Genomic DNA, 23640 nt, shown 5'->3' with positions numbered 1-23640 from the left:
TATTTAGCTAACACTAAGACTAAAATGGTTAACATTTAAATAGTAAAACTAAAATGGATCCGGCGTCGGATGAGAACGTATCTTGTAAGAAGGCAAATAACGCACCAACCAGCATAAGGTTAGGATGGTTAAAAACAATAAGGTATTCGAGGGAGATTGCAGGCTAAAATCGACAGAAATATGCAGTAGCATATGCACAATGGCCATAGCACATCCAAAGGCTACCCCCTTATACAGTTTGTTGTTACGAAGGTACATGGTCCGGCATGCTAACCAAAACGAATACAAGATCCAAAAACCTAAAATGGCTGTCATTACAACCCCGTACTCAATCACAAACTGAACATATTCATTATGAGCGTGGTCATAAAAACCAGAATAAAACTGCGGTTGCTGTTGGGGGAATACGGTATAGAAACTGCCGCCACCCGTACCGGTAAATAAGTGCTGTTTAATAATCGGTAGACTATCAATTACCACTTCATCTCGGGTTTCGGCACTAAACGAGGTTTCGTTTAAACGTTGTTTTACCTTATCGACACCAAAAATTGAGCCTACAATCAATAAATCTAAAATAAAAAGACTAACAACTAAAGGTTTAAATAACGTTGGCGGACGACGGTAAATAAACAAAGACAACAACGACACCACAGCCAAAGCGGTAAAAAATCCGGCGTTGCCCATACGCGAACGGCTTAAGATTAAGCCAATCACCATGATCACGATCGCCAAGCGTAAAATAAGTTTCCGACTAAATAGTGTTGATAGTAAATCTATTAACATTCCGCGCAAATCGAACTCTGTCTTGCTGGTTTTTAGCTCTGATAACAGCCAACCAAACGCAATAGAAAGGCATAACGCTAAATAATTAGCAAAATGGTTTTGGTATACAAACGATCCCTTGGCCCTGTCACCGTCATGATAGCCAAAAATTGGTGATACATCTAACTGCAATAAATTCAGTAAGGTGCCATAAAAAGCCTGTATACAACCAGAAACAATAATCGCAATGAGTAACCAACGCAACGCCTGTGCCTGCTGACAATACTGACTTAGTAATAAAATGAATAGGGTAAAGCAAAAGGTTTTTAGTAGTTGCTGGGTGGTTTGATAGGCATCTACCGTATCAATAGCAGGTATCCAATTAAGCAGTTGCAAACACAAATACGCCAACATTAATCCTGTTGGAATTAAAAGATGTTTTTGCCAACGATAGCGTAGCAATAAGTCATTATGTATAAAGCAATAAACTATATGAGCGATTGCGAATAACACAATACCAAACTCTAATATTGCTAATGACCAAATTCGATTGCTGCCTAGCGGGATCGGCATCCATATAATTAATCCGCATAACCCTAACAACATCACACGCTGAAATGGCCCAAAAGACGCTGTTACTTTATTTTTCTGAATATTCATTAAGACACATATCCTGTTTAATCCATTGTTCATCATTGGCGCTAAAAGCAGGAATTGAATATTTAAAATAGGTACAGATTAATGGGGTTAATTGATATTGCCTAGTCAATTTTTTTAAATCATTACGCATTAACCAATTTGCACTTGCGGCATTTTTAGCGGTAGTAAACACTAACTTTTTTTGGATCACTGTTAAGTTAGGCCAATATGCAAAGCCGATTGCCAACACTTGATGCATGACTTCTGGAGTATAAGGCCCATAATGTAAGGCTTGTTCTAAATACGGCCAAGCTTGAACAATATCATCCTGTATAAAAGCCAAATTGTAAGCATAGTCGCTATATGCATTTGGCCAATTGGGTCGCTGCACAATCGCATCTAAATACAATTGATTAAATACCGAATTATTCGATTGCGCTAGCTTCGAAAATATACCCCACTCCATGACCTTGGCTAAGGTTAGTAGATAATGCGGGTTTTTGCTGTCAAGACTAAATGCGTAATTTGCTGCCAATAAGGCATTAGTATATTGTATTAATGTTGGTTTGCTGCTTTGTTGCCATTGGTCAATATAATACCGAGACTTAAAGTGATATGCGTTAGCGAATCCTTTTTGTAGCAATATAGGTAATAACCCTAGTAACGCAACAATAATAAGTGAGTATATTATGCGTCTTGTAGACAAGGTTATTTTATTCATCAATTATCTCGGCGCATTAAATAACGAGCAGGAAATACTGTGTGGTATCAATGTCGTCATTGAATAAGCATAATCTTCATCAACTAACGCACTTATTACATCATGGGCTAACGCCAGCTTAGGAGGCCGACGTTTTAATGAATGACAATCGGACGCAACGATAGAATATATTCGTTTCTGCATAAAATATTCGCTCAATTGCTGTGGGGCTGGTCCCATATCCCCCAATAACGATGCTGCGGTTAATTGAAATAAGCAACCAGCTTGCACAAAAGGAGTGATCCGCTCAGGATGGGTTTGTAACTCGCGGTTACGCTCTGGGTGAGCAATCATGGGTAATACATTTTTTGCTAATAGCCAACTAATCAGCTTGTCTGTACCCGGTGGAATATGGCTGCTAGGCAGTTCTAGCAGCAACACATCTTTTTGCTGATAACGGCCTAAAAAAGGCAATTGCTGTTGCTCAATAAACAGCATGATTTCTGGCGAAATTCTTACTTCTGCGGCGGCGCGAACTTGTATTTCTAAATTTGTTAACGCCAACGCATCACACAATACACCATAGGCTGCGTTAATTGATTGTAGATTATTATCATAAATACCTAAATGAATATGAGGGGTCGCCACCATACGCGAGATCCCTTGCTCCACTGCTAGCGTAACTAAACCAATGGCTTCATCAATTGATTTAGCCCCATCATCAATATTGGGTAATATATGGCAATGCATATCAATCATGCCTTAGTGTTTTCCTTATGGTTGGCAGCAGGCTGTTTAATTGAAGAGTCTGCACCATAGGCTTGGTAGTAACCATAATCACCCTGATACCGTTGGGCATTTTTGGTATCAAAATAATTTAATACCACGCCAAACACTTTGCTCCGGGCTTGATTTAACTTTGCTAAGGTTAACTTAATGATTTCACTGCGAGTATGACCGGTTTTAACCACTAAGACCGTCGCATCGCATAATGAGGTAATAATCAGCGCATCGCTCACCGCATGAACCGGCGGTGTATCAATAATAATTTTACCGTATTGTGTCTTTAACACAGTCAACAATTCAGCAAACTGACTAGAGGTTAATAACTCTTGAGGATTTAACGGCACCGCGCCTGCGGGCATTACATCTACGTTGGGTTTGACCTCTTTGACGATACAGTTATGTATACTATCGGTACCCGATAACACATTGGCAAGCCCTGGCTGATAAGTGGCTAAACCAAAGCGCATTCCTAAGCTAGCTTTACGCAAGTCGGCATCAATAATTAACACTTTTTCCATGGTTGCGTAGGCAAATGCTATATTCATTGACGTAGAAGTTTTCCCCTCATTAGGAGTCGAGGATGTCACTTCTATGGTCGACAATTCACTGCCCATAGCCATAAGCGACATCGAAGTTCTGATGGTCCTCACGGCTTCTGCATGCAAGCGTAACTTAGGATTGTAAAAAGCAAAGTTAATATCGTCATAACTGGTGCCTCTTTTGGCTTTAGGCACATAACCTAATGCCCGTTGCGATAATAACTTTTCAACATCATCACTGGTTTTTATGGTGTCGTTTAATGTATCCAGCAACAACACCAACACCATGGAGAAACCCAAGCTGGCAATAAATGCCAAAATAATGATCACTTTCTTTTTTGGTTTTTCAGGTATTAACGGCACAACCGCGCGATCAGTAAAACGTGCTACCGGTGAGTCAAAGTCGCTGGTCACTTCGGTTTCTTTTTGGCGAGCTAAAAAGCTGTCAAATAACTGTCTATTGGTATCGACTTCACGTAGTAAGCGCTGGTAATCAGTGTCTTTGGTACTTAAGTTTTGATAAGCGCCTTTGGCTTGGCTAAATTGTGCTTCTAATGCTCTCAAGTTTTGCACCGCGGTTTGGGCTTCGTCTTCAATCCCTTGTACTAAACGGCTTACTTGCTTAAGTAGGTTTTGTTGCACCGCAGTTAATTCAGCCTGTGCGGCAATCATTTTGGGGTGTTTAGGGCCATAAACTTGCTGTAGTTCAGACACTTTTCGCTCAACTAACACCACCTCGCGCTTTACGTTTTGTACCGACTGATGCGACGTCACCTCAGGTAAGCTTTCTAGACGGCTAATGTCAGTGGCACCATAACGTCTCACTACTGCCATAAAGCTGTCAGCTTCGGCTTTACGCGATCTCGCTACAGTAATTTCATCACTTAAACGCTCTAGCTCTTTAGCATCTAATGCCGTAACCCCTTCTACGTCAATTAGGCCATTTTCAACCTTAAATAGCTCTAATTTATATTCAGACTTATCCAGATTTAGGCGTAAATCTTCTAAACGGCCACCTAACCACACATTGGCCTTTTGGGTCATGCCCATTTTGGCTTCTAACTGGCTTATAATGTAAGTATCACCCACAGCATTTGCTACCTGTGCGGCAAGCTGCGGATCTGAGTTTTCATAACTAATTTTTACTATTTGCGTTTTACGCACCGGGGAAATACTAATATTTTGGGCGAAGGTATTAATTAATAAATGTTTGGCAATATCTTGGTTAATTTGCCTATCAACTATAGCGAATTCTTGAGGGATAAAATTTAACTTTGATATAAGCTGTGACTTAAGCTCAGCAAACCAACTTGGCGGCTGGTTAAAAACCGGGTGGTTTATTAAATCCAGATGGTTAAATACCCGCTCGGCAATACTGCGCGATTTAATAATCTCAAACTGAGTTAAATAATATTCTTGCTGACCAGAATTAATACCATACACTTCATCGATTTTAATCGCTTTAGCTTGCTCAGATTCAATCAGTAACATCGATGAAGCCTTGTAAATCGGCGTCATGCTATACACCACAAACACGGTTAATGCAGTCACTAGTAACGCAAATGTAAAAATGCGCCACTTAAAAAGCAATATAGGTAGAAGCAGTTTTTTAACATCGATAAGTTGATCAATTTGCATTGCCGCAGGGCTAATTACATTGCCAGGGGAAGCACTTTGGCGTCTTTCTTGGAAGATCATTAAAAAAATCTCTGTTCAATAGTAATGGTGTCGCCGGCTAGAATCGGACTATTAATATTGCCGCGTTCAGACTCGACTTTGCTTCCCTCACGGGATATGGCAATTTTATCTTCCGAGGCTCTTTCGGTTAAACCACCTGCTAAGGCAATTGCTTGGTTAACCGTCATCCCAGGTTGATAAGGGTAACCACCAGGCTGTTTAACTTCACCATGGATATAAAATGGTCGGTATTCGACCATGCCGACAAACACACTTGGCTCAACAAAATAATCGCCTTTTAACCCCTTGTACACCAACTGCTCAACCTGTTTAATCGTGAAGCCATTTAATTTCAAAGCGCCCAAAAAAGGGTAATTAATGGTGCCACTATTGGTTATTTTGGTTTCTAGGGTTAAGGCGTCTTCACCATAAACTTTAATCACAATGGTATCCCCTGCTCCTAAACGGTAATTTTGGGTTTCAGCACTGGCCAACATAGGTTTTATCAGCAGAAACAATGTCATAACACAGAGACATAGATGAGCTACATACTTCATGGGAATCCTATAGGGTCATTTCTGCATTAATGAAATAGACGTTGCGATCAAACGTATATTGTCGATCAGTAGAATCAACTTGAGCAATATTGACACCAGTTTCTAAAGTTAACCAACGACTAACACTATAATTAACGGCAAATTGGTAAACTTTACTTTTGTCTTCGCGTTCAATACCAGTGTAATTATCGTTGACATGGCTAAAGCCAATTTTCGATCTGAATAACTCACTCCATTCATGATTCCACTTCACGCCATAGCTGGTTACCCTTACATAATCTCCTAAACCATTTGGATCGCGACTTTCGCGTCCCGTAGTGAAGTCAAATGCCGAATAAGTAAGAGGTTTCCAGGTAACTTTAGCATCCCAAGATAAGCCGCTAAAATCTTCCCGGTTTTCATTATCAAAACTTTTTTGCTGATAACCTACTTTTATACTGCCCTCTGTCGCAGCGGTAGCCTCCCACTCGACTCCCAGTCTTACTGTATTCGTTTTACTGTCACGGTCGCCTGTTGGATCAATCAAATCGTAGGTAGTGTCAACACTTTGCAAATCAATAAAAATACTGGTTGCTGAATGGGTATCATAATAAAGTGTAGTCCCTAAAGTAGTGTTTTCATAATTACGATATTGGGTAACTGTTTCAAAATTACTGTATTCCTTGCTAAAGTATTTAGCATTAACTCTTACCCTTGCTGGAGTCGTCTTTGCTCCATATTCATAATAGCCACCCGCACTGAGCACATCATAAGTATTAGGTTCATCTTGGCTGTTACCGCTATTACCCTCAAAAATACCTGTACCACGGTCTTCATGACCAGCAATGTACATTGCTTCAAGATTAAAACGATTTGATTGGTTTAGCTCAACCTCAGAACGCGCCCGAAGTAACACATCTAAATAATTGTCATCACTACTATCGAAATAATCAGCATATTCAATCCCAGCCTCTAAGGTATGGATATTGTTACCATCCAATAGCTGGGCTTGCACTGCTGGCGTAACCGTTAAAATCCAGCTGTCTTGAGTATCAGTTGTAGCACTACTGATATTATCATCATATTTCAGGCCGCTATTTAATCCTGGGATAAAATCAATTCCCGATTCAGTTTGAATCATGCCAGCGTTTTCATCTACGGCAACAGCTGGGTTAACAAGTACTATTGAAGTAACAACCGTGGCAATGCAACTTAATTTAAATGGTATTTTCATAACTTATATCCTTATAAAATAAATAGATGATTAACAGGGGAAAATGAAAAGGCTCTCATCTAGCCTGTCGATTTCAGTTTTAAACTTCTAACTAAATTGTTAATCTTTCGGCGCTCTTCTAATGGATAATCGAAAGATACAATCTAAGAACTTAGATGCTGGCTCAGATGCATTATGCAATAGCATATGATGTAGTCATCTCCGTATGCTTGTATCGGAGATCCAGCGTTTAATTTAACGTCTTATACAAGCAACAAATTACAGCTTTAAAGAGTTAGCGGAATGACGAAAATAGTAGACTTATAGAGTCATTAATAAACATTTTTACCAACAAAGCCCGTAAAGAAGGTCAAAAAGACAATTCTTACATCCCACCACAATGACCAATTACGGATATAGGCAAGATCAAATTCAACTCGTTTCTCCATCTTTTCTAAAGTATCGGTTTCACCTCGCCAGCCATTAACTTGCGCCCAACCGGTAATCCCAGGCAATACCTTATGACGTAACATGTAGTAACTCACTAACTTACGATATTCTTCATTGTGTGAAACAGCATGTGGCCTAGGACCCACTACCGACATTTCGCCTCTTAATACATTAAAGAACTGAGGTAATTCATCTAAAGACGTTTTACGAATAAATGCACCAACACGGGTAATGCGTACATCGCCTTTACGTGCTTGAGTCACTGTTTCATCATTTTCAGTCACTGTCATCGATCGAAACTTCCACACTTTAATTTTTCGACCATCTAAACCATATCGATCTTGCTTAAATAGAATCGTTCCAGGAGAGGACATATATACTGCAATTGCGACGGCAATTAACACCGGTGATATAACAATGATGGCGCATATACTGAATACAAGATCAAAACTACGTTTATAAAAACGTTTCATACCATGAACAGGTGACTCAAATACACTAATAGTATCGACCTCACCTACACTGCCAATATGAGCATGCATTAGATTTTTCAATAAGAAATCGGGCGTAATCAGTACATCTACAGTGCTGTCTCCTAAGGTAAGAATAATCCCCGCAATGCGCTTTTCGGCTAACATAGGCAAGCAAACATATAACTTTTGTATTTCCCCAGTGCGAGCAAGTTCGACAGCATCGTTTATAGAACCGGTAAGTAAAGATGCATCTAAATTTTCAATTCTGCTTGGTTCTCGATCATCGAAGAAACCAACACATTCAAAACCTAATTCATCATGTTTGATGATTTCGTCATATAAATTTTTACCGGTTTCAGTTAATCCCACAATGGCGATTTTCTGGACACTATAACCTTTTAAACGACGGACACGCTTAACCTCACGAACACAATAACGCCAACTGACTAATGCAAATACCGACAACAGATACCAAGCGGCCATGGTGAAGCGAGAATAAACTTCACTGTATTTAAATAAAAATAACACTAAGGTCATTAATAAGAATGCGATGGTAACATTAAAAAAAATCAACCAACACATGGTTGAAAAACGACCCAAGCGCCAAGATCTATATAGCCCAAGTGACTCCCCTATATAACTATAAAAAAACAGTACACCACTTAACACCAACAAATAATCTTTATTAAAGGTAATGTTATAACCGTGCATAATAATTAATAATGCACAATAAATAATGCAAATATCGATGATCCGTAACAAAAAATTATAACGGGCACCGACGAACTGAAATTTTGAAGACCGATCCATTTCATTCACCTAATTAGCTGTAAAAATTAATTATTGATAACTTGGTTAATACTTTATTAACTAATTTTTTGGCCTCAATTATTGAAACACTCTCGGCATAACATCTAAACTCAGGAGCATTTCCGGACGGACGTAAATGTATAATATTGCCATTAACAAAGATAAAGCGGAGTCCATCAATAACATTGACGCTCGACAATTCATCCCCCAAAAGGCCCAGTTGCCCTAACAGCACTTGCGAATTTTCTTGACCTATTGCAATGATTTTCTTACTGCGCTCTGTAGCAAACTCCGTCAAACGATCACTATGAGTATAACGTTGAGGTAAATCTGTCACTAAAGCGGCAACCGAACGAGAGCTTGATATTGCATGATATAACACCATCAACACAGGTAAAATCGCATCTCTCGTGGGTAGAGCTGACAATGTGTTGCCATCAACTTCAATCGTGGACCCCAATAAAAAGCCGCCATTGGCTTCAAAACCCGCGACACACTTATAAAAAGGGTTAAGTTCCTCAAAAGCCGCAATAACATAAGGTGAACCAATTTGAGTCCGAATCACGAACTGGAAAAAACCACTTTGTTCAATTGCTGTATTGCAGCTCACAGGCACTGCCAACGCTTCAATATTTAATGCTTTAGCACACAGTAATCCTAATATGTCACCACGCAACCAATGACCATTTTCATCAGCTAACATTGGTCGGTCACCGTCACCGTCAGTCGAAAACAATGCATCTAGCTGGTATCGCTGTGTCCATTCAATCGCTTTTTGGCAATCAGCTTCGGATACAGCTTCAGTATCGATTGCAACAAAAGTATCACTGCGACCAATTAAAATGATTTCAGCACCTAACTGTTGGAATAACCGCGGATATAAATCTCTCCCTGCACTGGAATGTTGATAAATACCAATACGTTTACCTGATAACCAAGGTCTGCTAAATAAGCTGCTATAACGAGTAATATAGTCATTACTAGCAGTATCATCGACACTAAGCTTTTGAAGCTGCTGGATCGGTTCATAGGTAAATTCGCCATTAATAATAGCGATTTCGTCTGATTTATTGATTTCTCCGTCGGGGCGATAAAACTTAAGTCCGTTTCGATCAAAAGGAATATGACTGCCCGTTACCATAATACAAGGAATACCTTGTGCCATCGCACAACTCGCTAACGCAGGAGTAGGAACCACGCCATAGAAAACAACATCTACATCACATTGCGCTGCTGCAGTTGCACATGCCTGAGCCATAGCCAAACTACTAGGTCGATTATCAATAGCAATCGCTATCATAGAGAAACTAAAAGAAGCTTTCATTACATGAATAAAAGACACCGTAAAAGCGCCGCACACATTGGAGGTAAAATCGCTGACTAATCCCCTTGCACCACTGGTGCCAAAACCAATATTGCTTATGGCGATAATGTTTCTCGAATCAAGCATTGGTTATGCCATTGGTATCAACGCGTCCATAACGATCATCAAAACGAACAATATCGTCTTCACCTAAATAAGAACCCGACTGCACTTCAATCAGTTCTAATGGCAATTTCCCGGGATTCTCTAAAGCATGGATTGCACCTACTGGAATATAAGTAGATTGGTTTTCTGTTAACAGTAATTCATTTTCGCCATTAGTCACTTTGGCAGTACCTGTAACAACGATCCAATGTTCTGCACGATGATGATGCATTTGAACCGATAATTTAGCGCCAGGCTTAACAGTAATTCGCTTAACTTGAAAACGACCTCCGTGGTCAATAGAATCGTATTTCCCCCATGGTCTATAAACTTCGCGGTGATGTTGCCATTCGTTTCGGTTCTCAGATTTTAACTGCTCGACCACTTGCTTAACTTGTTGAACTTCTGACTGCTTAGCAATCAAAATGGCATCTTTTGTTTCAACCACCACCACATCGTCTAAGCCGATAACGGTCACTAGTTTTTCAGTTGCGTTAACATAAGTATTTTGAGTATTGATACCAATCACATCTCCTTTAAAGACATTGCCATACTCATCTTTATCTTCAATTTCCCAGAGCGCAGTCCAACTACCTACATCACTCCAACCACAATCCATGGGTACAACAACCGCATGCCTAGTTTTCTCCATTACAGCATAGTCGATAGAATCATCTGGACATGCTTCAAAAGCTGAATTATCGATTCGAATAAAATCAGCATCATGAGTAGTATTAGTCATCGCAGCTTCACAAGCGGAAAAAATATCAGGACTATGCAAAGCAAGCTCTTGTAAATAAGCACTTGCTTTGAATAAGAACATGCCGCTATTCCAATAATATTGCCCTGTGGCAATATAGTCTTGTGCGGTTGACAAATTTGGTTTTTCAACGAAATGAGCTACATTAAAACCGAATTCGTTGGCTAATATGTCACCACGCTGAATATAACCATATCCGGTTTCGGGAGCCGTTGGCACTATTCCAAAGGTAACTAACTTGTTCTGCTCAGCTAAAGAAACAGCTTGCTTAACTGTTTCACAAAAAGCCGACTCATTTTTAATGACATGATCCGCAGCAAGCACTAACAATATAGGGTCATCACCGTCTTGAACCGCTAACATCGCAGCAAGCGCAATGGCAGGCGCAGTGTTACGTCCTACAGGTTCTAAAATTATACCGCTATTGTTTATATTTTTTAAACGAAACTGTTCAGCTACAGAAAAGCGGTGTTCTTCATTACAGATCACTAATGCGGGGGAGTGAGCAATACCTTGTAAACGATTTGCCGTCGTTTGCAACATTGAATGATTACCCAATAACGTTAGGAACTGTTTGGGAAATTGTTGTCGAGATAAAGGCCACAAACGAGATCCCGAACCACCAGCCATAATTATTGGTAAAATCATATTAAAAACCTTTAATTAAATTTAAGACATAATAATTTATAATAATCTACAAATTACGATAACTTATTTTATTTAACAAACTAGTCTGTCAAATAAAGATAAGATTAAATCAAACTGTGATCATCTAATAGACACTAAGAGTAGAGATATCGTTTTAACATTAAGATAGAGAAAACATACCCTAAAGAACGCATTAGACAGATAATTATCACTAATAAGATTGCGTTCATAAATAAGTAAGGACTACTATAAAACAGAAACAACACCAATAAAACAGTAAAAAATAACACCAACAAGATACGATTTAAAACCCTAATAATTCTAATAAAATCATGTGACGAAGTGAATATCACTTATGTAAAAAAAACCTAACAATAATGCAAAGTTAAGATAGCTACACAAAATCCAACAAAATTACATTAGATTATCAAATCATCTATGTATCAAGTACAACTCAGAAGCTAATTTTTATTTTTTATATAGCTTACAAAAATTGGAAATATTTTTACGCCGTCAATAATATAACGTTTAAACAATCTTTTCGGAGACTGGGATAACCTATAAAGCCACTCTAAAGATAAGTTTTGCAGAAAAACAGGTGCTCGTTTTTCTTCACCACTTAAAAACAAAAAAGATGCACCAACACATAAAGCCACACCAGTAGCACCTGATTCTTTTAATTTAGTAGATAATATTTCTTGTCTAGGGGACCCTACACAAATAAAAATTAATTTTGCCGGATTATCTAAAACAAAATTAACACATATATCAACTTCGTCGTCATTATCAATAAAACCCATAGGTGGATTATAATGATTCACTGAAGCCAATCTATACTTGTCAGTAACAAATCTGATTGTTGCATCGGAACAACCAATAACCGTTATGGGATATTCTTTACTTGATATACTTTCTACTATTCTTTTAGTTAGATCACTCCCTGGTATCACATTACCAATATCAACACGTGCAACTTTAGATAACAAATTTAGAACTCTGCTATCATTTACCGTTATATCAGCCTGTTCATATACTTTTTTAAAATCAGAATTTGAATTTAACCTGACTACATGGTCAACATTAGGAGTGACTACTGTAACGTATTTTTCATTGACGTTTAAAATAAGAGCAGTCAAACTTTCAATAGAAAACCTATTAAAATTAACACCTAAAAAACTTACCTTAGTTAAAGATTCCATTTAACTTTTCCCAACGAAAAAATCAGACATTTTTATTTTCCCAAATAATAAGAAAACAAAACCAACTAAAACTTTTCTTAATGTAATTAAAAATAACGAAACCGAACGTAAACAATGATTTTTCAGAACACCGAAGGAACCTTTGTAATATCTATACTTAAACTCAGCGACAGGATCTCTATGCCCAATTGCATCAGAGTTACTAAATAAAATATTTTTAGATAAAAGCATCGCTCTTATAGCGAAATCAGTATCTTCCCCACCATTATTAATACTGCCAACACCGAAACTCTCATTAAATAACTTCAGTTTCATCACAATATCACTTTTATATATAGTCGTGTTTGAAGAAGCATTTTTAACTAACTTATAGGTACTATGGCTCTCTGTTGAATTTGGAATATCTACAGGATCTGAGCAAAACTTTGTATAAAACAACTGTACATCATCATTCTTTATTAACTTATCGAACCAGCCCCAAAACTCGGTTGGGTACCAACAGTCGTCATCAGGAAAAGAAATATAATCATAATCATCTAACTCATTATAAAATTGGTTTATCAAAAAATTCCTGGCCTTTGATAATGAAATTATTTTTTTGCTATAATAGTACTTAGATAAATAATTGCTTGAACTATTAAGAATCAACTTATTCTCTAGGTGGAAATTCTGAAATAGAACTGCGTGGACGAAGGTCACTTCATTATTTTGCGAAAACAAACTATTAGTTAATCTCAGAAAATCTGAATAATTATCTTCATTGTATATACATGTAGTTAATAGCAAAATTCTCATAAATTAATTCCTAAATAAAAAGCTGGAGAGTCAAAAACAAAATCCATAAACTTACCATAGTAAGAATAAGACGTATAAGTAAGTTTTAGATTAAAATACAAAAATGATAGGGCGAAAGAAACAATAAAAATAAAAAAATCTGAATATCGATAAGCTGACAGCTTTGAACTAATAAAATTAAGCAAAATAAAATAAACCAACCATTTAAAAGAGTCGTAAAACGTCAAGAACCTTAATGGTAGAAATAAACTCGCGTGCGAAAAAAGTAAGGCGACAAAGAATAACAATAAGAACCTGTATATATTCCTATGTCTAGAATCATAAAGAAAAACAACTATTGCACTCAAAGTAAAAAGGGAAAAGTCAATTAACTTAACTATAGCCCCTCGAGACTGGTCTTCTAATTCCTCATAATTACCACTTAGGCTAAAATATGCTAATACATAAATAAATGATAAAATACTGGTAAACAAAAAAACTAATTTGTATGAAATATAATTTAGATTATATAGACAAAACAAAAATATTATGGCGACAATCAATACCGTTGAATTATGAGTTAACACTGAAACGACTGCAAATAAGAAACAAAGCTTTGGTTTTTTTATATACATAAAATAAAATGATAAAACCACTAACGAACTAGCTACTTGCTGCCGAATTAAATTATATGCATTACCAAAGTCATAAAAAACTAACATTTGAAATAAAACTAATGAAAAACAAATCAAAACCGAAACTCGTTCAATTTTGCAAATTTGTATAATGACAAAAGTGGGTATTAGGTAAATAAAGCAATGGACCCAAAAAATATAAAATGGATAATAACCATTAGTAAGTTTACTCGATATATAGACCAATAAATGATAGAAGGGTTCGGTAGGTTTTAGAGAAATATTTGCTAGATCATCCTCAAAAGCACTAGTAAATCCTAATTGATAATCAGCAAAGTTTTTAAAGTAAGAGTAATACCAGGCTAAATCGTTACCAATATGAAAAAAATCTCTGTTGAAATTTATAACAATAAAAAATAAAGTGAGAGAAATGGGAATTGTTTTTAAAAATTTATAGTCATTTGTATAAACAACTAAAAAAGTACAACATATAAAAGATAAAAAGGGTGTGACAAAAGAGAATAAAAATATAAATATATAAAAAAGATACAAATTCAAATCACTAATATCATCATTAAAATTAGCGAGTTCAAAATCATTATTATTTGATAAATTGCTCACTTAACTTTTACCCTTTAACCTATAAGCCACTCTTTTTATAATAAAAGGTAAGCCATCAATAGTTCTTAAGGCATAAAGAAATGATTTAAAAGTAACGAATAGACTACTCTCATCTTTGTTAATCGAGTAAAACAAACGTTTAGTGCCTATAAACCTTTTTATAAAAGTATTTAACCTTGGCATCACAATATAATAAAAACATAATAAGCTCTTCCTATCTGTAATAATACTTTTCAACCTAGCGTAGTCATCTCTTTCTAATTCAAGATTTTCGAGTAATTGATATTCATATTCAAATCTAAGCTTAACGGTCTGATAAGAACAAGTTTTATTAGAAATCCTGTATTCATCGTGATCTACGTGTATGAACGTAGGTTTGTTAAAATAAAATACATTTAAGTCATTTAAGTGTATTTTTAGTATTAGCACATGATCTTGATATTTTTTACAATTATCAAATCCGCCTATAAGCAACAAAGCTTCTTTTCTTGCCATGACCATCGGCGTGTAACAATTTCCATCTTCAAGTAAATCATATGATGTCACGCCTCTAAATTGACAGAAGTCTAACTGATAATTTTTACCATTAAATTTAGAGAACATATCGCTACAACAGACGTCACATTCAGTCTGCTGAGTAAAAAAATCAAGCTTATCTAAAGTTTCTTCAATTAAAAGCATATCATCGTCATCAAGAAAAGTAACAACTGATGTATTAGCAATTTCAATCCCTTTATTACGAGCTATACAAGCACCTGAGTTTATCTCTAATGCGTAATAAAGTAAGTTATTTGAAAATTCAGAAGAAATACTATCAATTAATTTCTTGGTTACAATTTGGTTAGTAGTATTTAGACCATTATCATCAATAACGACAATAAATATTCTTGGATGCATACAAGAGTATATTGATTGTAAAATCTTATCAGCTCTTCCATATGTGGGTATTACAACTGTTAATTTGTTCAAAAAACCACCTTGAAATAAAATTTACTTTCCCAATACAAAATATTTAACGTGAGTATTACTACTAAATATTTTATCAGTCACAATCGGACCTAAAACACCTAACACAAGTCCAATAAGGAATATTATTTCCATATCAAAAAAACCTATTTTATTTAAAATAATACGTGATGAAGCTGTAAAGAAAACATGAAAAAGATAAATAGAAAAAGAATACAAACCAATATATGCAAGTATTCTAACTCTTAACTTTAGTAAAAAAAGAAAAATACATGACATAAAACCTACAATAATTGTCTCAGCTCTACCATCGAAATCAATAAAGATTTTAAATATAAATACAAATGAAACAACCAATAATAACAAATACAATTTATGACTAAAAGATTGATATCGTGTAGTCATCATTCCATACAAAAAAAATGGCAATAAATAAACAAAACCTGAAAGTGAGAAGTAATTAACCTCAACGCCATACAAGTAAATTGATATGCAAATTAAGATTAAAAAACATGATATAAAGAAGTTATCAAAAGCCTTATAATACTCCAATAAAACTACAAAATAAAAAACTAAGAATATTGCTTCTAAGAACCAATAATGGCCTACTGGAATGATATGAATAAATTTTAAATCAATATCACCACCGTTTGTCCCTGGAATGTAATACTGTAAAAGCGCAAATAGCGTTCCAACTGTCAAAAGAGGATAAAGCAGTCTGCTGGTTTTCTTTTTTATAAAAACAAAATAATCAGACCTTATTGGCCGAAAGCCATATAAAACCCCAGATATAAAAGCAAACAAAGGCATTCGAATATAAACAAATAAATCATTAATTTCTCTGAGTAAACCTGTACTTATTTTCATTCCTTGCATCGGTGTTGAACCAATAACATGATAGCTGACTAATAATATACATGCGATACCTCTTAGTGTATCTATTTGCATTTTTCTATTATCTATCACAAACTAACCTTAATTTAATTAAAAATATAAACCACCCTATAAACTAAATTAAGCTTTAAACATTAATGATATTATTTACGCTCATTAAAAAAGCTCAAGTTAGTCGCCACTTTCTGATAGAATAAAGACATCACCTAGCAAATAATTAACAATTAAAAACTTATAACTTCAATGACAACCATTCACAAAATACAGGTTAGCACTTGCAGTTATTCTAATTAATTACTTATTTTAATATTTAAAATACTATGAGTATGGATGAAAGTTATTAATAACAATTTAAGGATAATAAATAAAAATTCTACTTAACAACCATAAAAAACATTAAAGCAACACCTATGAGTGTGGTTAATATTCTTTTTAAAGTGTGCCAAGCTCCTGATGGCAGCAAATATTTACCCATAATATAATAACATTGTATATAATTTACGAATGAACTAAATACGATTGCCCAGCTTAGCAATTCTAAATCGTTCATCAAAACACCAATGACTATCCCAGTTACATTTGTACAAAAAGCAAATAACCCACATTTAAGCATCAAATCAGTTCTACCTGCTGCTTGATAGAAACCGCCACTAGTACTCATAACTATTTGAATTGGAATTGATACGGATAATATTTCTAATAACGGAGTTACTCCATACCACTGCTCACCAAGCAAAATATAAACTATTTCTTCAGATAAAAAACAAATAACAACACCGACGAACAAACCTATTATTGAAATAACAATTATGAATTTATTGTGAAGCGTTTCAAATTTATAAAGATCATTTTTCAACTCCATCATAACAGGCTGTATTGCAGGTGACATAGCAAATGTGAGCAACAACAAAGGATAACGCATTAATTGATAAGCTTTATCATAAATACCTAAGCTAACTGTTCCTAAATACTTACCAACAAGAATATTATCTAAATTTCTTGAAAAATAATTTAAGAAATTAAATCCCGCCTGATGTTTTGAAAAAGCTAGTATTTTGTATGTATGCGATAACTCTTTACCAAACCACGGCATACCTATTTCTGTATTTTTTGAACCTAGAACAACTAAGATGTACTTTATAAATGCTACTGTTAAAGGTTTTAATGATAATGCCCATATAGGCTCTAAATAATACAGTGATACCAATACGACAACAATTGAAATCACTTCAGCTATAGCTTCACATCTAGCTATAGATATAAATTTTTTATCACGATTGAATGATGCTAAAGGAACAATAATAGCTGTATTAAAGATAATACTTATTGCGACAGGAATAACTAAATATTGATATATTTCATTATTATAAAACCATGAAATCAATGGTGATGCCGCAAAAAACAATATCGACACAAAAACACCTAAAATCCAAGTAAAGCTATATATACCATCACGCATTTCTTTTGGGATTTTAGCTTCATTAACCAATGCAGGCCCAAAACCCATCTCACTGACTAAAGCAAAAAATACTGAAAACACTTGAATAATAGCAAATATACCAAACGTTTCAGGGCTGAACATTCTAGCTAATATCATCATCGATAATAACTGTACAGCATAAACTAAATATCTCCCCGTCATACTATGCAATATTGATTCTATTAACTTTTTATCTATCGTAACCTCAGGCATTTATTACTCTTTTATTATTTTCAAGAACAAAATTCAAATAATAAGTAGCTAACAATCTCAATTAAATAGCGAGTTGACAACATAATACACTTGCAGCTTACAATTAAAAATTTATTAGTTCGATATTCATTTCAACTCTGTGTTGTATAATTACTTGCTAATTGACCAAGTGAAAACATGTTTTCTTTATAGCTTACTGCAATAACCCATTAATATTTTCATTTGTAAATTACTTTCGTGAGCTATAAGGGCATATTTAGTTCACTTTTGTATATCGCATTAATCATGTTTTCATACTTGCTTAACTCGAATCATTGTCAATTCTGTTAATATGATTAAGATATTTAAACGGCTCGACATTCTACTCATTGCTTTAATAACATATTGTGAAGACTAATATTGACTTTCCTGTAAGTGAAAAAATCACCTTAGACTATAAAAAGCGCTATTTGAAAGTAGCCAAAATATTCTCTCGTATCGATGGCTAATGACGGCATCTGGTGACTATTTCATTGTGATAAACAGCGGTAAATTTTGCCTATTTGGAAATTACCTATTGATATAGCCTATAAATCCACTGATCACCATCAGCTGTTAGATAACAGCTCTAGCCTCCAATCATGTTTAATCGCGAAAGATTTGGACGATATGTTGTCCTGGCAGCTTGTTTATTTTAGCCTTTGCAATACGATCTGTATTATAGGGCTGTACTGCCAGAATAACTTACCGTATTCACATTATAAATATAACAGTAAGACTATTTGACTTTAGTAAAAAACCTCTTTCTCGGCAATTGGATGACGCCAAACATCTATAATGAGTATCGCAGTTATGTTACTCATTATTGAGTGAACATTTGCTAAAATATTGATTTTATTTATTTTAATAGCACTTAGAACTTAGAACTTAGAACTTAGAACTTAAATGAATTATACAATGTACGTAACACCTGTATTTTTGAAAGTTTGTATCTAACTTTAGAAAATAAGTAACTTTTATTTTTAAACCGACTCAAACCTCCAGGGGATATCATAATATTCTCGTCCACACAAAAAACAAACTTATTAGAACGATTTGCAATTTCAATTGCTTGATTGATATCGCTCTCTACAAAAAGAGAAGAATCACTACTTTTATAGAAATTAGCTTTATGCGAATAATAATCCGGTTGAGCTAGCCGATCTTCTTTTCCTGGTAAATCTAACATAATCAAATTATTAAATTTAACACCATTTTTAGATAACCACACCTCTGTTTGTGTACGATACTTTTCTAATCTGTTAGTTACTAGATAATCAATTTTCTCAGTAGGAATAAATCGCGGCTTTGCATTACATAAAAATTCCACATATTTATCACCATCATCATTTTCTTCATTTGATGGGTCATAACAAAGTACACCATCAATATCAAAACACGAATTAGAAACTACTGGATGATGATAAATATTCCACTCAAAAACACGAGGTGGCTCAACCTCAGTAAGAACAATATCTACATTTTCATGGTTTTTATGGCTAGAATATACCGCGGCAGTAGTTATCAATCCTTGAAATTTCGTTGGGATTTGCTTTAAAGAATTCAACATTGAATTTCCAGACAAAATACTATCGTCAATAAGTAATATATTTTCTGCATCATGTGAATTTACTATATCCGTCCCTACATCACGAGTTATACCCTTGCTAAGCTTTTCATTTCTAATAAATGCAGGTAGATCTATACAATTAACATTAAGTAGCAATGAAACCATATAAGAGGGAACCATTCCACTCCTTGGAATACCAACAATCAAATCAAAATTCTGAGTATTGATCTTGTAAATATTATCACTAATATCTCTACTTAAATCACTATATGATTTATATTTCATTAATCCCTCAACAATCAAAACAAAGTCTAAATTTATTTAATTAAGCTAAATACTAATCGATCAATATATTATTTTGACTTTACAAGATAATTTAAAATCCAAGTAGACCCTATTGATTTACAACGCTGAAATTAACACTACATGTGCTAATTAATCATATATTTATTCGATATAATTTCAATCATTCCCAAACAGGTCTCTGGTATACACTTTATCGGCTACATCACTTAGCTCATCTGCAGCTCTATTAGATACAATCACATCCGCATCTGCTTTAAACTGTTCGAGATCACGATAGACTGTCGAATGATAGAATTCATCTTGCACTAATACGGGTTCGTAAATTATAACTTCAACACCTTTGGCTTTAATGCGCTTCATTACCCCTTGAATACTTGAAGCCCTGAAGTTGTCTGATCCTGACTTCATTATTAAACGATAAATACCCACTTTTTTAGGATTACGCTTTAAAATTGACTCGGCAATAAAGTCTTTACGGGTAGTATTGGCGTCGACGATTGCGCCAATAAGATTGTTGGGGACATCTGAATAATTTGCTCTAAGTTGCTTGGTGTCTTTAGGTAAGCAATAGCCACCATAACCAAAAGAAGGGTTGTTATAGTGATTACCAATCCGTGGGTCTAAGCACACACCATCGATAATTTGTTTACTGTCCAGGCAACGTGACTCCGCATAAGTGTCTAACTCATTAAAGTATGCAACACGCAATGCGAGATAAGTATTAGAAAAAAGTTTCACCGCTTCGGCTTCACTTGAGTGGGTAAATAAAACTTGAACATCTTTTTTAATTGCACCTTGCAATAGTAAGTTAGCAAAAATTCGCGCGCGCTCGCTTTGCTCACCCACAATGATACGTGATGGATACAAATTGTCGTGTAGTGCCTTACCCTCTCTTAGGAACTCAGGCGAGAACATAATGTTATTGGATGCAAACTCTTGCTTAATCCGTTCGGTATAACCTACAGGAACAGTAGATTTGATCACCATTATGGCATTCGGGTTAATGCTAATGATATCTTTAATCACAGATTCAACTGACGATGTATTAAAATAGTTCGCCACAGGATCGTAATCAGTAGGTGTGGCAATGATGATAAAATCTGCTTGTTGATACGCAGTGACTTTGTCTTGCGTTGCCGTAAAGTTAAGCTTTTTGTTAGCTAAAAAGTCTTCTATTTCTGTGTCGACAATCGGTGATATTTTATCATTAAGTTGGTTAATTTTTTCTTTAACGATATCGACAGCTACGACCTCATTATGTTGCGCCAGAAGCATGGCATTTGATAAACCTACGTAACCAGTACCTGCGATTGCAATTTTCATATAGACAAACATCCTGTTGATCTTAAATAGCTTTTTTATTCAAAACATCCAGAGCATATTGTTAAGTACATGCACTTATGAATCTCGTTAATAGTCAAAGGCAAACATTTAGAGCTGAGGTCGCCAACATAAATATTTAAAGATGACAGCGAAGAGTAAAACCGGCTCCTGCTATTTCATCAATCCATTGGAGCTTCTAATTTGTTGTTCCGGTAATATTGTTAATCCTGAATCGCCCTTTGAATAAAATGACAACAAAGTCTTCAACGAAAAACATGTGAAGATGACGGCGTAAGATTTTAACGGATAGTAAAAAAAGACACGCTACCGCCACTAGATTGCAGCTTCCAGATTGCTGTAACACCTTTTAAGTTGCTGATTATATAGCCTTTATCTTTAATAATTAAAAAGTAAAATGAATCCTTTTTATGTGCTGTATACACAATATAGTTGATGGTGAGTTTTAGGCATTATCGATACCTAAATAAAATCAGCCACCAACAATCATTTTCAGGTGAATTAACAACACGTATGACACCTAAAGTGGTGTAGTGGGATGCAGCGAAACAATAATGATATGAGATCACATCAGTAAACTAACGAAACAAATCATCTGATGATTGGCTTCAACACAGTTATCATTTCCGTCATACCTTGTTTAAAATTTCCCTTTCTACTTTCTGTTTTACGTCGATATTTCTTACGTCAATATGGTTTCATCAAGTATTAACTATAGTTTATACGTTAACTTGATGACTTTTTTTTGACGGTTATTAACGTTTAGTTATTATTCTGGCACTTTTTTATTACATATAAAATCAAACACTATCAACTTACTTCTTTAGTCGTAATTGTACTTGGAGTATGTTATTCAAATGACTTCGTTCATTAATTCGAAAATTTATCAATCAGTCGAAAGTTCTTTTTAATATTTGTTATTGTGATTTTTTTTGCACCAGCATGTAGCTTAGATAAGCAACACGCACTGTTTTTGTGCCTAATATAAACATTAATTTAACCATACAGAATGGCACCTAGTTAATGGATAGCAACATAACAAGACCATCTAAAAAATTAAGCTACTGTTTTAATTAAAAACAAAAAACATATAAAATCTAACACTTAACACTGAAACCTTCCCCACGATTCCTTTCAATCAATCGTTTTGTGGCGAATGCTCGTAACACTAATTTATAAACCTTAAAAACACGTTTCTATATCTATTACATAACAATAAGCGTGCCATTATATTGACACCATCAAAATTCAATCCTTTTAATGAGTAAACTAGGTCGTTATTTAGAACGGTGTTTTTTGTCGTACTTTCGAAGTATGCCTGCTATTAATGTTGTGCCTTTATGCACTCGTTTTGAAATTTCATCATCATTTCATTGTCGTTTAAGCAAAAACTGACTTATGATATTTCTGATTTACATCATTTTGCTAACATCATTACCCTGTAATAACTAACCATAAACTGCAGTGGGATTTGCGTATTAAATTCGTGTTGTGTTGCATCGATAGATACCGCCATTGGCTCCTAATCTCAGTGGTATCTTCGGCTGTCTGCATTGCCACAATAACGGATGATTTATTTACTGAGGATTTTTTTAAACTTATCGAGCAGCGCTATAGTTCGGACAGCGTTGAGGACTTTAGTGACTGGCGTGACACTATTAATAAAGGCAGTACGTTAGGTGATTATGAGCGCTTGCATTTAGCCAACCAGTTTGCTAATCGGCGGATCCGTTTTGTGAGTGACAGTGACCATTGGCATAAAAGTGATTATTGGGCTACACCGCTTGAATCATTAGGGACTAAAGGTGGTGATTGTGAAGACTTTGCTATTTTTAAATATTTTACCTTAAAGGCCATGGGTGTGGATGAAAATAAAATGCGCTTGAGGTATGTAAGAGCACTGTTGATTAACGAACCCCATATGGTGCTGATTTATTTTGAAAACCCTAAGGCGATGCCTTTGGTGCTAGATAATTTAAAAACTACCATTTTACCTGCCGACCAACGCCGAGATTTAAAACCTGTATATTCATTTAATGGCCAAGGATTATGGCTAGCAAAGGCGCAAGGTCTTAGTACAACCAAGCCCACCAGCGGCGGGACAAAAAATTGGACTGATTTAGTCAATCGAATTGAAAACGGCGAATAAACTGAACAAAAGG

The 23640-nt window shown here is 35.3% G+C and carries 18 protein-coding genes; 1 reads left to right on the top strand and 17 read right to left on the bottom strand.

Annotated elements, in window-relative coordinates; genetic code table 11:
* Positions 1 to 48 precede the first annotated feature (48 nt).
* The 17 genes from AAEZ00_RS13900 to AAEZ00_RS13820 form a co-directional block, all read right to left on the bottom strand.
* Positions 49 to 1422 carry an O-antigen ligase family protein gene (locus AAEZ00_RS13900; protein WP_351078425.1) on the bottom strand — a complete coding sequence of 458 codons (1374 nt, stop codon included), beginning with the start codon at positions 1420 to 1422 and terminating at the stop codon, positions 49 to 51.
* Positions 1403 to 2122, bottom strand: a complete 720-nt coding sequence (locus AAEZ00_RS13895; protein ID WP_351078422.1) for a hypothetical protein — start codon at positions 2120 to 2122, stop codon at positions 1403 to 1405. The genes AAEZ00_RS13900 and AAEZ00_RS13895 overlap by 20 nt, the downstream gene beginning before the upstream one ends.
* 3 nt (positions 2123 to 2125) lie before the next feature.
* Positions 2126 to 2860, bottom strand: a complete 735-nt coding sequence (locus tag AAEZ00_RS13890; protein WP_101032186.1) for a tyrosine-protein phosphatase — start codon at positions 2858 to 2860, stop codon at positions 2126 to 2128.
* A complete protein-coding gene (locus AAEZ00_RS13885; RefSeq protein ID WP_351078419.1) occupies positions 2857 to 5124 on the bottom strand; it encodes a GumC family protein in 2268 nt (755 codons plus the stop codon). The genes AAEZ00_RS13890 and AAEZ00_RS13885 overlap by 4 nt, the downstream gene beginning before the upstream one ends.
* Positions 5124 to 5660, bottom strand: coding sequence for a polysaccharide biosynthesis/export family protein (locus AAEZ00_RS13880; protein ID WP_351078416.1), 537 nt, complete (start codon positions 5658 to 5660; stop codon positions 5124 to 5126). The genes AAEZ00_RS13885 and AAEZ00_RS13880 overlap by 1 nt, the downstream gene beginning before the upstream one ends.
* Positions 5661 to 5667: 7 nt before the next feature.
* Positions 5668 to 6873 (bottom strand): outer membrane beta-barrel protein, encoded by a 1206-nt coding sequence (locus AAEZ00_RS13875; RefSeq protein WP_351078413.1) that lies wholly within the window; start codon positions 6871 to 6873, stop codon positions 5668 to 5670.
* Positions 6874 to 7184: 311 nt separating this feature from the next.
* Entirely contained in the window at positions 7185 to 8585 is a 1401-nt protein-coding gene (locus AAEZ00_RS13870; RefSeq protein ID WP_351078410.1) for an undecaprenyl-phosphate glucose phosphotransferase, read from the bottom strand.
* A 13-nt stretch (positions 8586 to 8598) separates the two neighbouring features.
* Entirely contained in the window at positions 8599 to 10035 is a 1437-nt protein-coding gene (locus tag AAEZ00_RS13865; protein ID WP_351078407.1) for a phosphomannomutase, read from the bottom strand.
* The gene (locus AAEZ00_RS13860) at positions 10028 to 11461 is read right to left on the bottom strand and encodes a mannose-1-phosphate guanylyltransferase/mannose-6-phosphate isomerase (protein WP_351078404.1); all 1434 of its coding nucleotides are present in this window, start codon (positions 11459 to 11461) and stop codon (positions 10028 to 10030) included. Before AAEZ00_RS13860 ends, AAEZ00_RS13865 begins: the two co-directional genes overlap by 8 nt.
* Positions 11462 to 11922: 461 nt before the next feature.
* The gene (locus AAEZ00_RS13855) at positions 11923 to 12660 is read right to left on the bottom strand and encodes a WecB/TagA/CpsF family glycosyltransferase (protein ID WP_351078401.1); all 738 of its coding nucleotides are present in this window, start codon (positions 12658 to 12660) and stop codon (positions 11923 to 11925) included.
* Positions 12661 to 13224, bottom strand: a complete 564-nt coding sequence (locus AAEZ00_RS13850; protein ID WP_124011823.1) for a glycosyltransferase family 2 protein — start codon at positions 13222 to 13224, stop codon at positions 12661 to 12663.
* A gap of 227 nt (positions 13225 to 13451) precedes the next feature.
* Entirely contained in the window at positions 13452 to 14690 is a 1239-nt protein-coding gene (locus AAEZ00_RS13845; RefSeq protein WP_351078398.1) for an EpsG family protein, read from the bottom strand.
* Positions 14691 to 15659 (bottom strand): glycosyltransferase family 2 protein, encoded by a 969-nt coding sequence (locus tag AAEZ00_RS13840; RefSeq protein WP_164839499.1) that lies wholly within the window; start codon positions 15657 to 15659, stop codon positions 14691 to 14693. It lies immediately after the preceding gene.
* A 21-nt stretch (positions 15660 to 15680) separates the two neighbouring features.
* Positions 15681 to 16622 carry an acyltransferase family protein gene (locus tag AAEZ00_RS13835; RefSeq protein ID WP_351078394.1) on the bottom strand — a complete coding sequence of 314 codons (942 nt, stop codon included), beginning with the start codon at positions 16620 to 16622 and terminating at the stop codon, positions 15681 to 15683.
* Between the two features lie 301 nt (positions 16623 to 16923).
* The gene (locus AAEZ00_RS13830; protein WP_351088802.1) at positions 16924 to 18243 is read right to left on the bottom strand and encodes a lipopolysaccharide biosynthesis protein; all 1320 of its coding nucleotides are present in this window, start codon (positions 18241 to 18243) and stop codon (positions 16924 to 16926) included.
* 913 nt (positions 18244 to 19156) lie between these two features.
* The gene (locus AAEZ00_RS13825) at positions 19157 to 20116 is read right to left on the bottom strand and encodes a phosphoribosyltransferase family protein (protein WP_351088800.1); all 960 of its coding nucleotides are present in this window, start codon (positions 20114 to 20116) and stop codon (positions 19157 to 19159) included.
* 177 nt (positions 20117 to 20293) lie between these two features.
* Positions 20294 to 21460: a nucleotide sugar dehydrogenase gene (locus AAEZ00_RS13820; protein WP_101032198.1), complete on the bottom strand. Its 1167-nt coding sequence runs from the start codon at positions 21458 to 21460 to the stop codon at positions 20294 to 20296.
* 1549 nt (positions 21461 to 23009) lie between these two features.
* Here AAEZ00_RS13820 and AAEZ00_RS13815 point away from each other — a divergent pair.
* The gene (locus AAEZ00_RS13815; RefSeq protein ID WP_351088797.1) at positions 23010 to 23627 is read left to right on the top strand and encodes a transglutaminase-like cysteine peptidase; all 618 of its coding nucleotides are present in this window, start codon (positions 23010 to 23012) and stop codon (positions 23625 to 23627) included.
* The last annotated feature ends 13 nt before the right edge of the window (positions 23628 to 23640 follow it).

The sequence above is a fragment of the Shewanella sp. S1-49-MNA-CIBAN-0167 genome (assembly GCF_040310145.1).
Lineage (GTDB): Bacteria > Pseudomonadota > Gammaproteobacteria > Enterobacterales > Shewanellaceae > Shewanella > Shewanella psychromarinicola.
This window is presented reverse-complemented; position numbering and strand designations above follow the sequence as displayed.

Excerpts from the sequence above, each read along its gene's own strand:
- AAEZ00_RS13830 (WP_351088802.1), bottom strand. The coding sequence starts at position 18,243 with ATGCCTGAGGTTACGATAGATAAAAAGTTAATAGAATCAATATTGCAT.
- AAEZ00_RS13855 (WP_351078401.1), bottom strand. The coding sequence starts at position 12,660 with ATGGAATCTTTAACTAAGGTAAGTTTTTTAGGTGTTAATTTTAATAGG.
- AAEZ00_RS13900 (WP_351078425.1), bottom strand. The coding sequence starts at position 1,422 with ATGAATATTCAGAAAAATAAAGTAACAGCGTCTTTTGGGCCATTTCAG.
- AAEZ00_RS13865 (WP_351078407.1), bottom strand. The coding sequence starts at position 10,035 with ATGCTTGATTCGAGAAACATTATCGCCATAAGCAATATTGGTTTTGGC.
- AAEZ00_RS13860 (WP_351078404.1), bottom strand. The coding sequence starts at position 11,461 with ATGATTTTACCAATAATTATGGCTGGTGGTTCGGGATCTCGTTTGTGG.
- AAEZ00_RS13880 (WP_351078416.1), bottom strand. The coding sequence starts at position 5,660 with ATGAAGTATGTAGCTCATCTATGTCTCTGTGTTATGACATTGTTTCTG.
- AAEZ00_RS13895 (WP_351078422.1), bottom strand. The coding sequence starts at position 2,122 with ATGAATAAAATAACCTTGTCTACAAGACGCATAATATACTCACTTATT.
- AAEZ00_RS13870 (WP_351078410.1), bottom strand. The coding sequence starts at position 8,585 with ATGGATCGGTCTTCAAAATTTCAGTTCGTCGGTGCCCGTTATAATTTT.
- AAEZ00_RS13820 (WP_101032198.1), bottom strand. The coding sequence starts at position 21,460 with ATGAAAATTGCAATCGCAGGTACTGGTTACGTAGGTTTATCAAATGCC.
- AAEZ00_RS13825 (WP_351088800.1), bottom strand. The coding sequence starts at position 20,116 with ATGAAATATAAATCATATAGTGATTTAAGTAGAGATATTAGTGATAAT.
- AAEZ00_RS13890 (WP_101032186.1), bottom strand. The coding sequence starts at position 2,860 with ATGATTGATATGCATTGCCATATATTACCCAATATTGATGATGGGGCT.
- AAEZ00_RS13885 (WP_351078419.1), bottom strand. The coding sequence starts at position 5,124 with ATGATCTTCCAAGAAAGACGCCAAAGTGCTTCCCCTGGCAATGTAATT.
- AAEZ00_RS13875 (WP_351078413.1), bottom strand. The coding sequence starts at position 6,873 with ATGAAAATACCATTTAAATTAAGTTGCATTGCCACGGTTGTTACTTCA.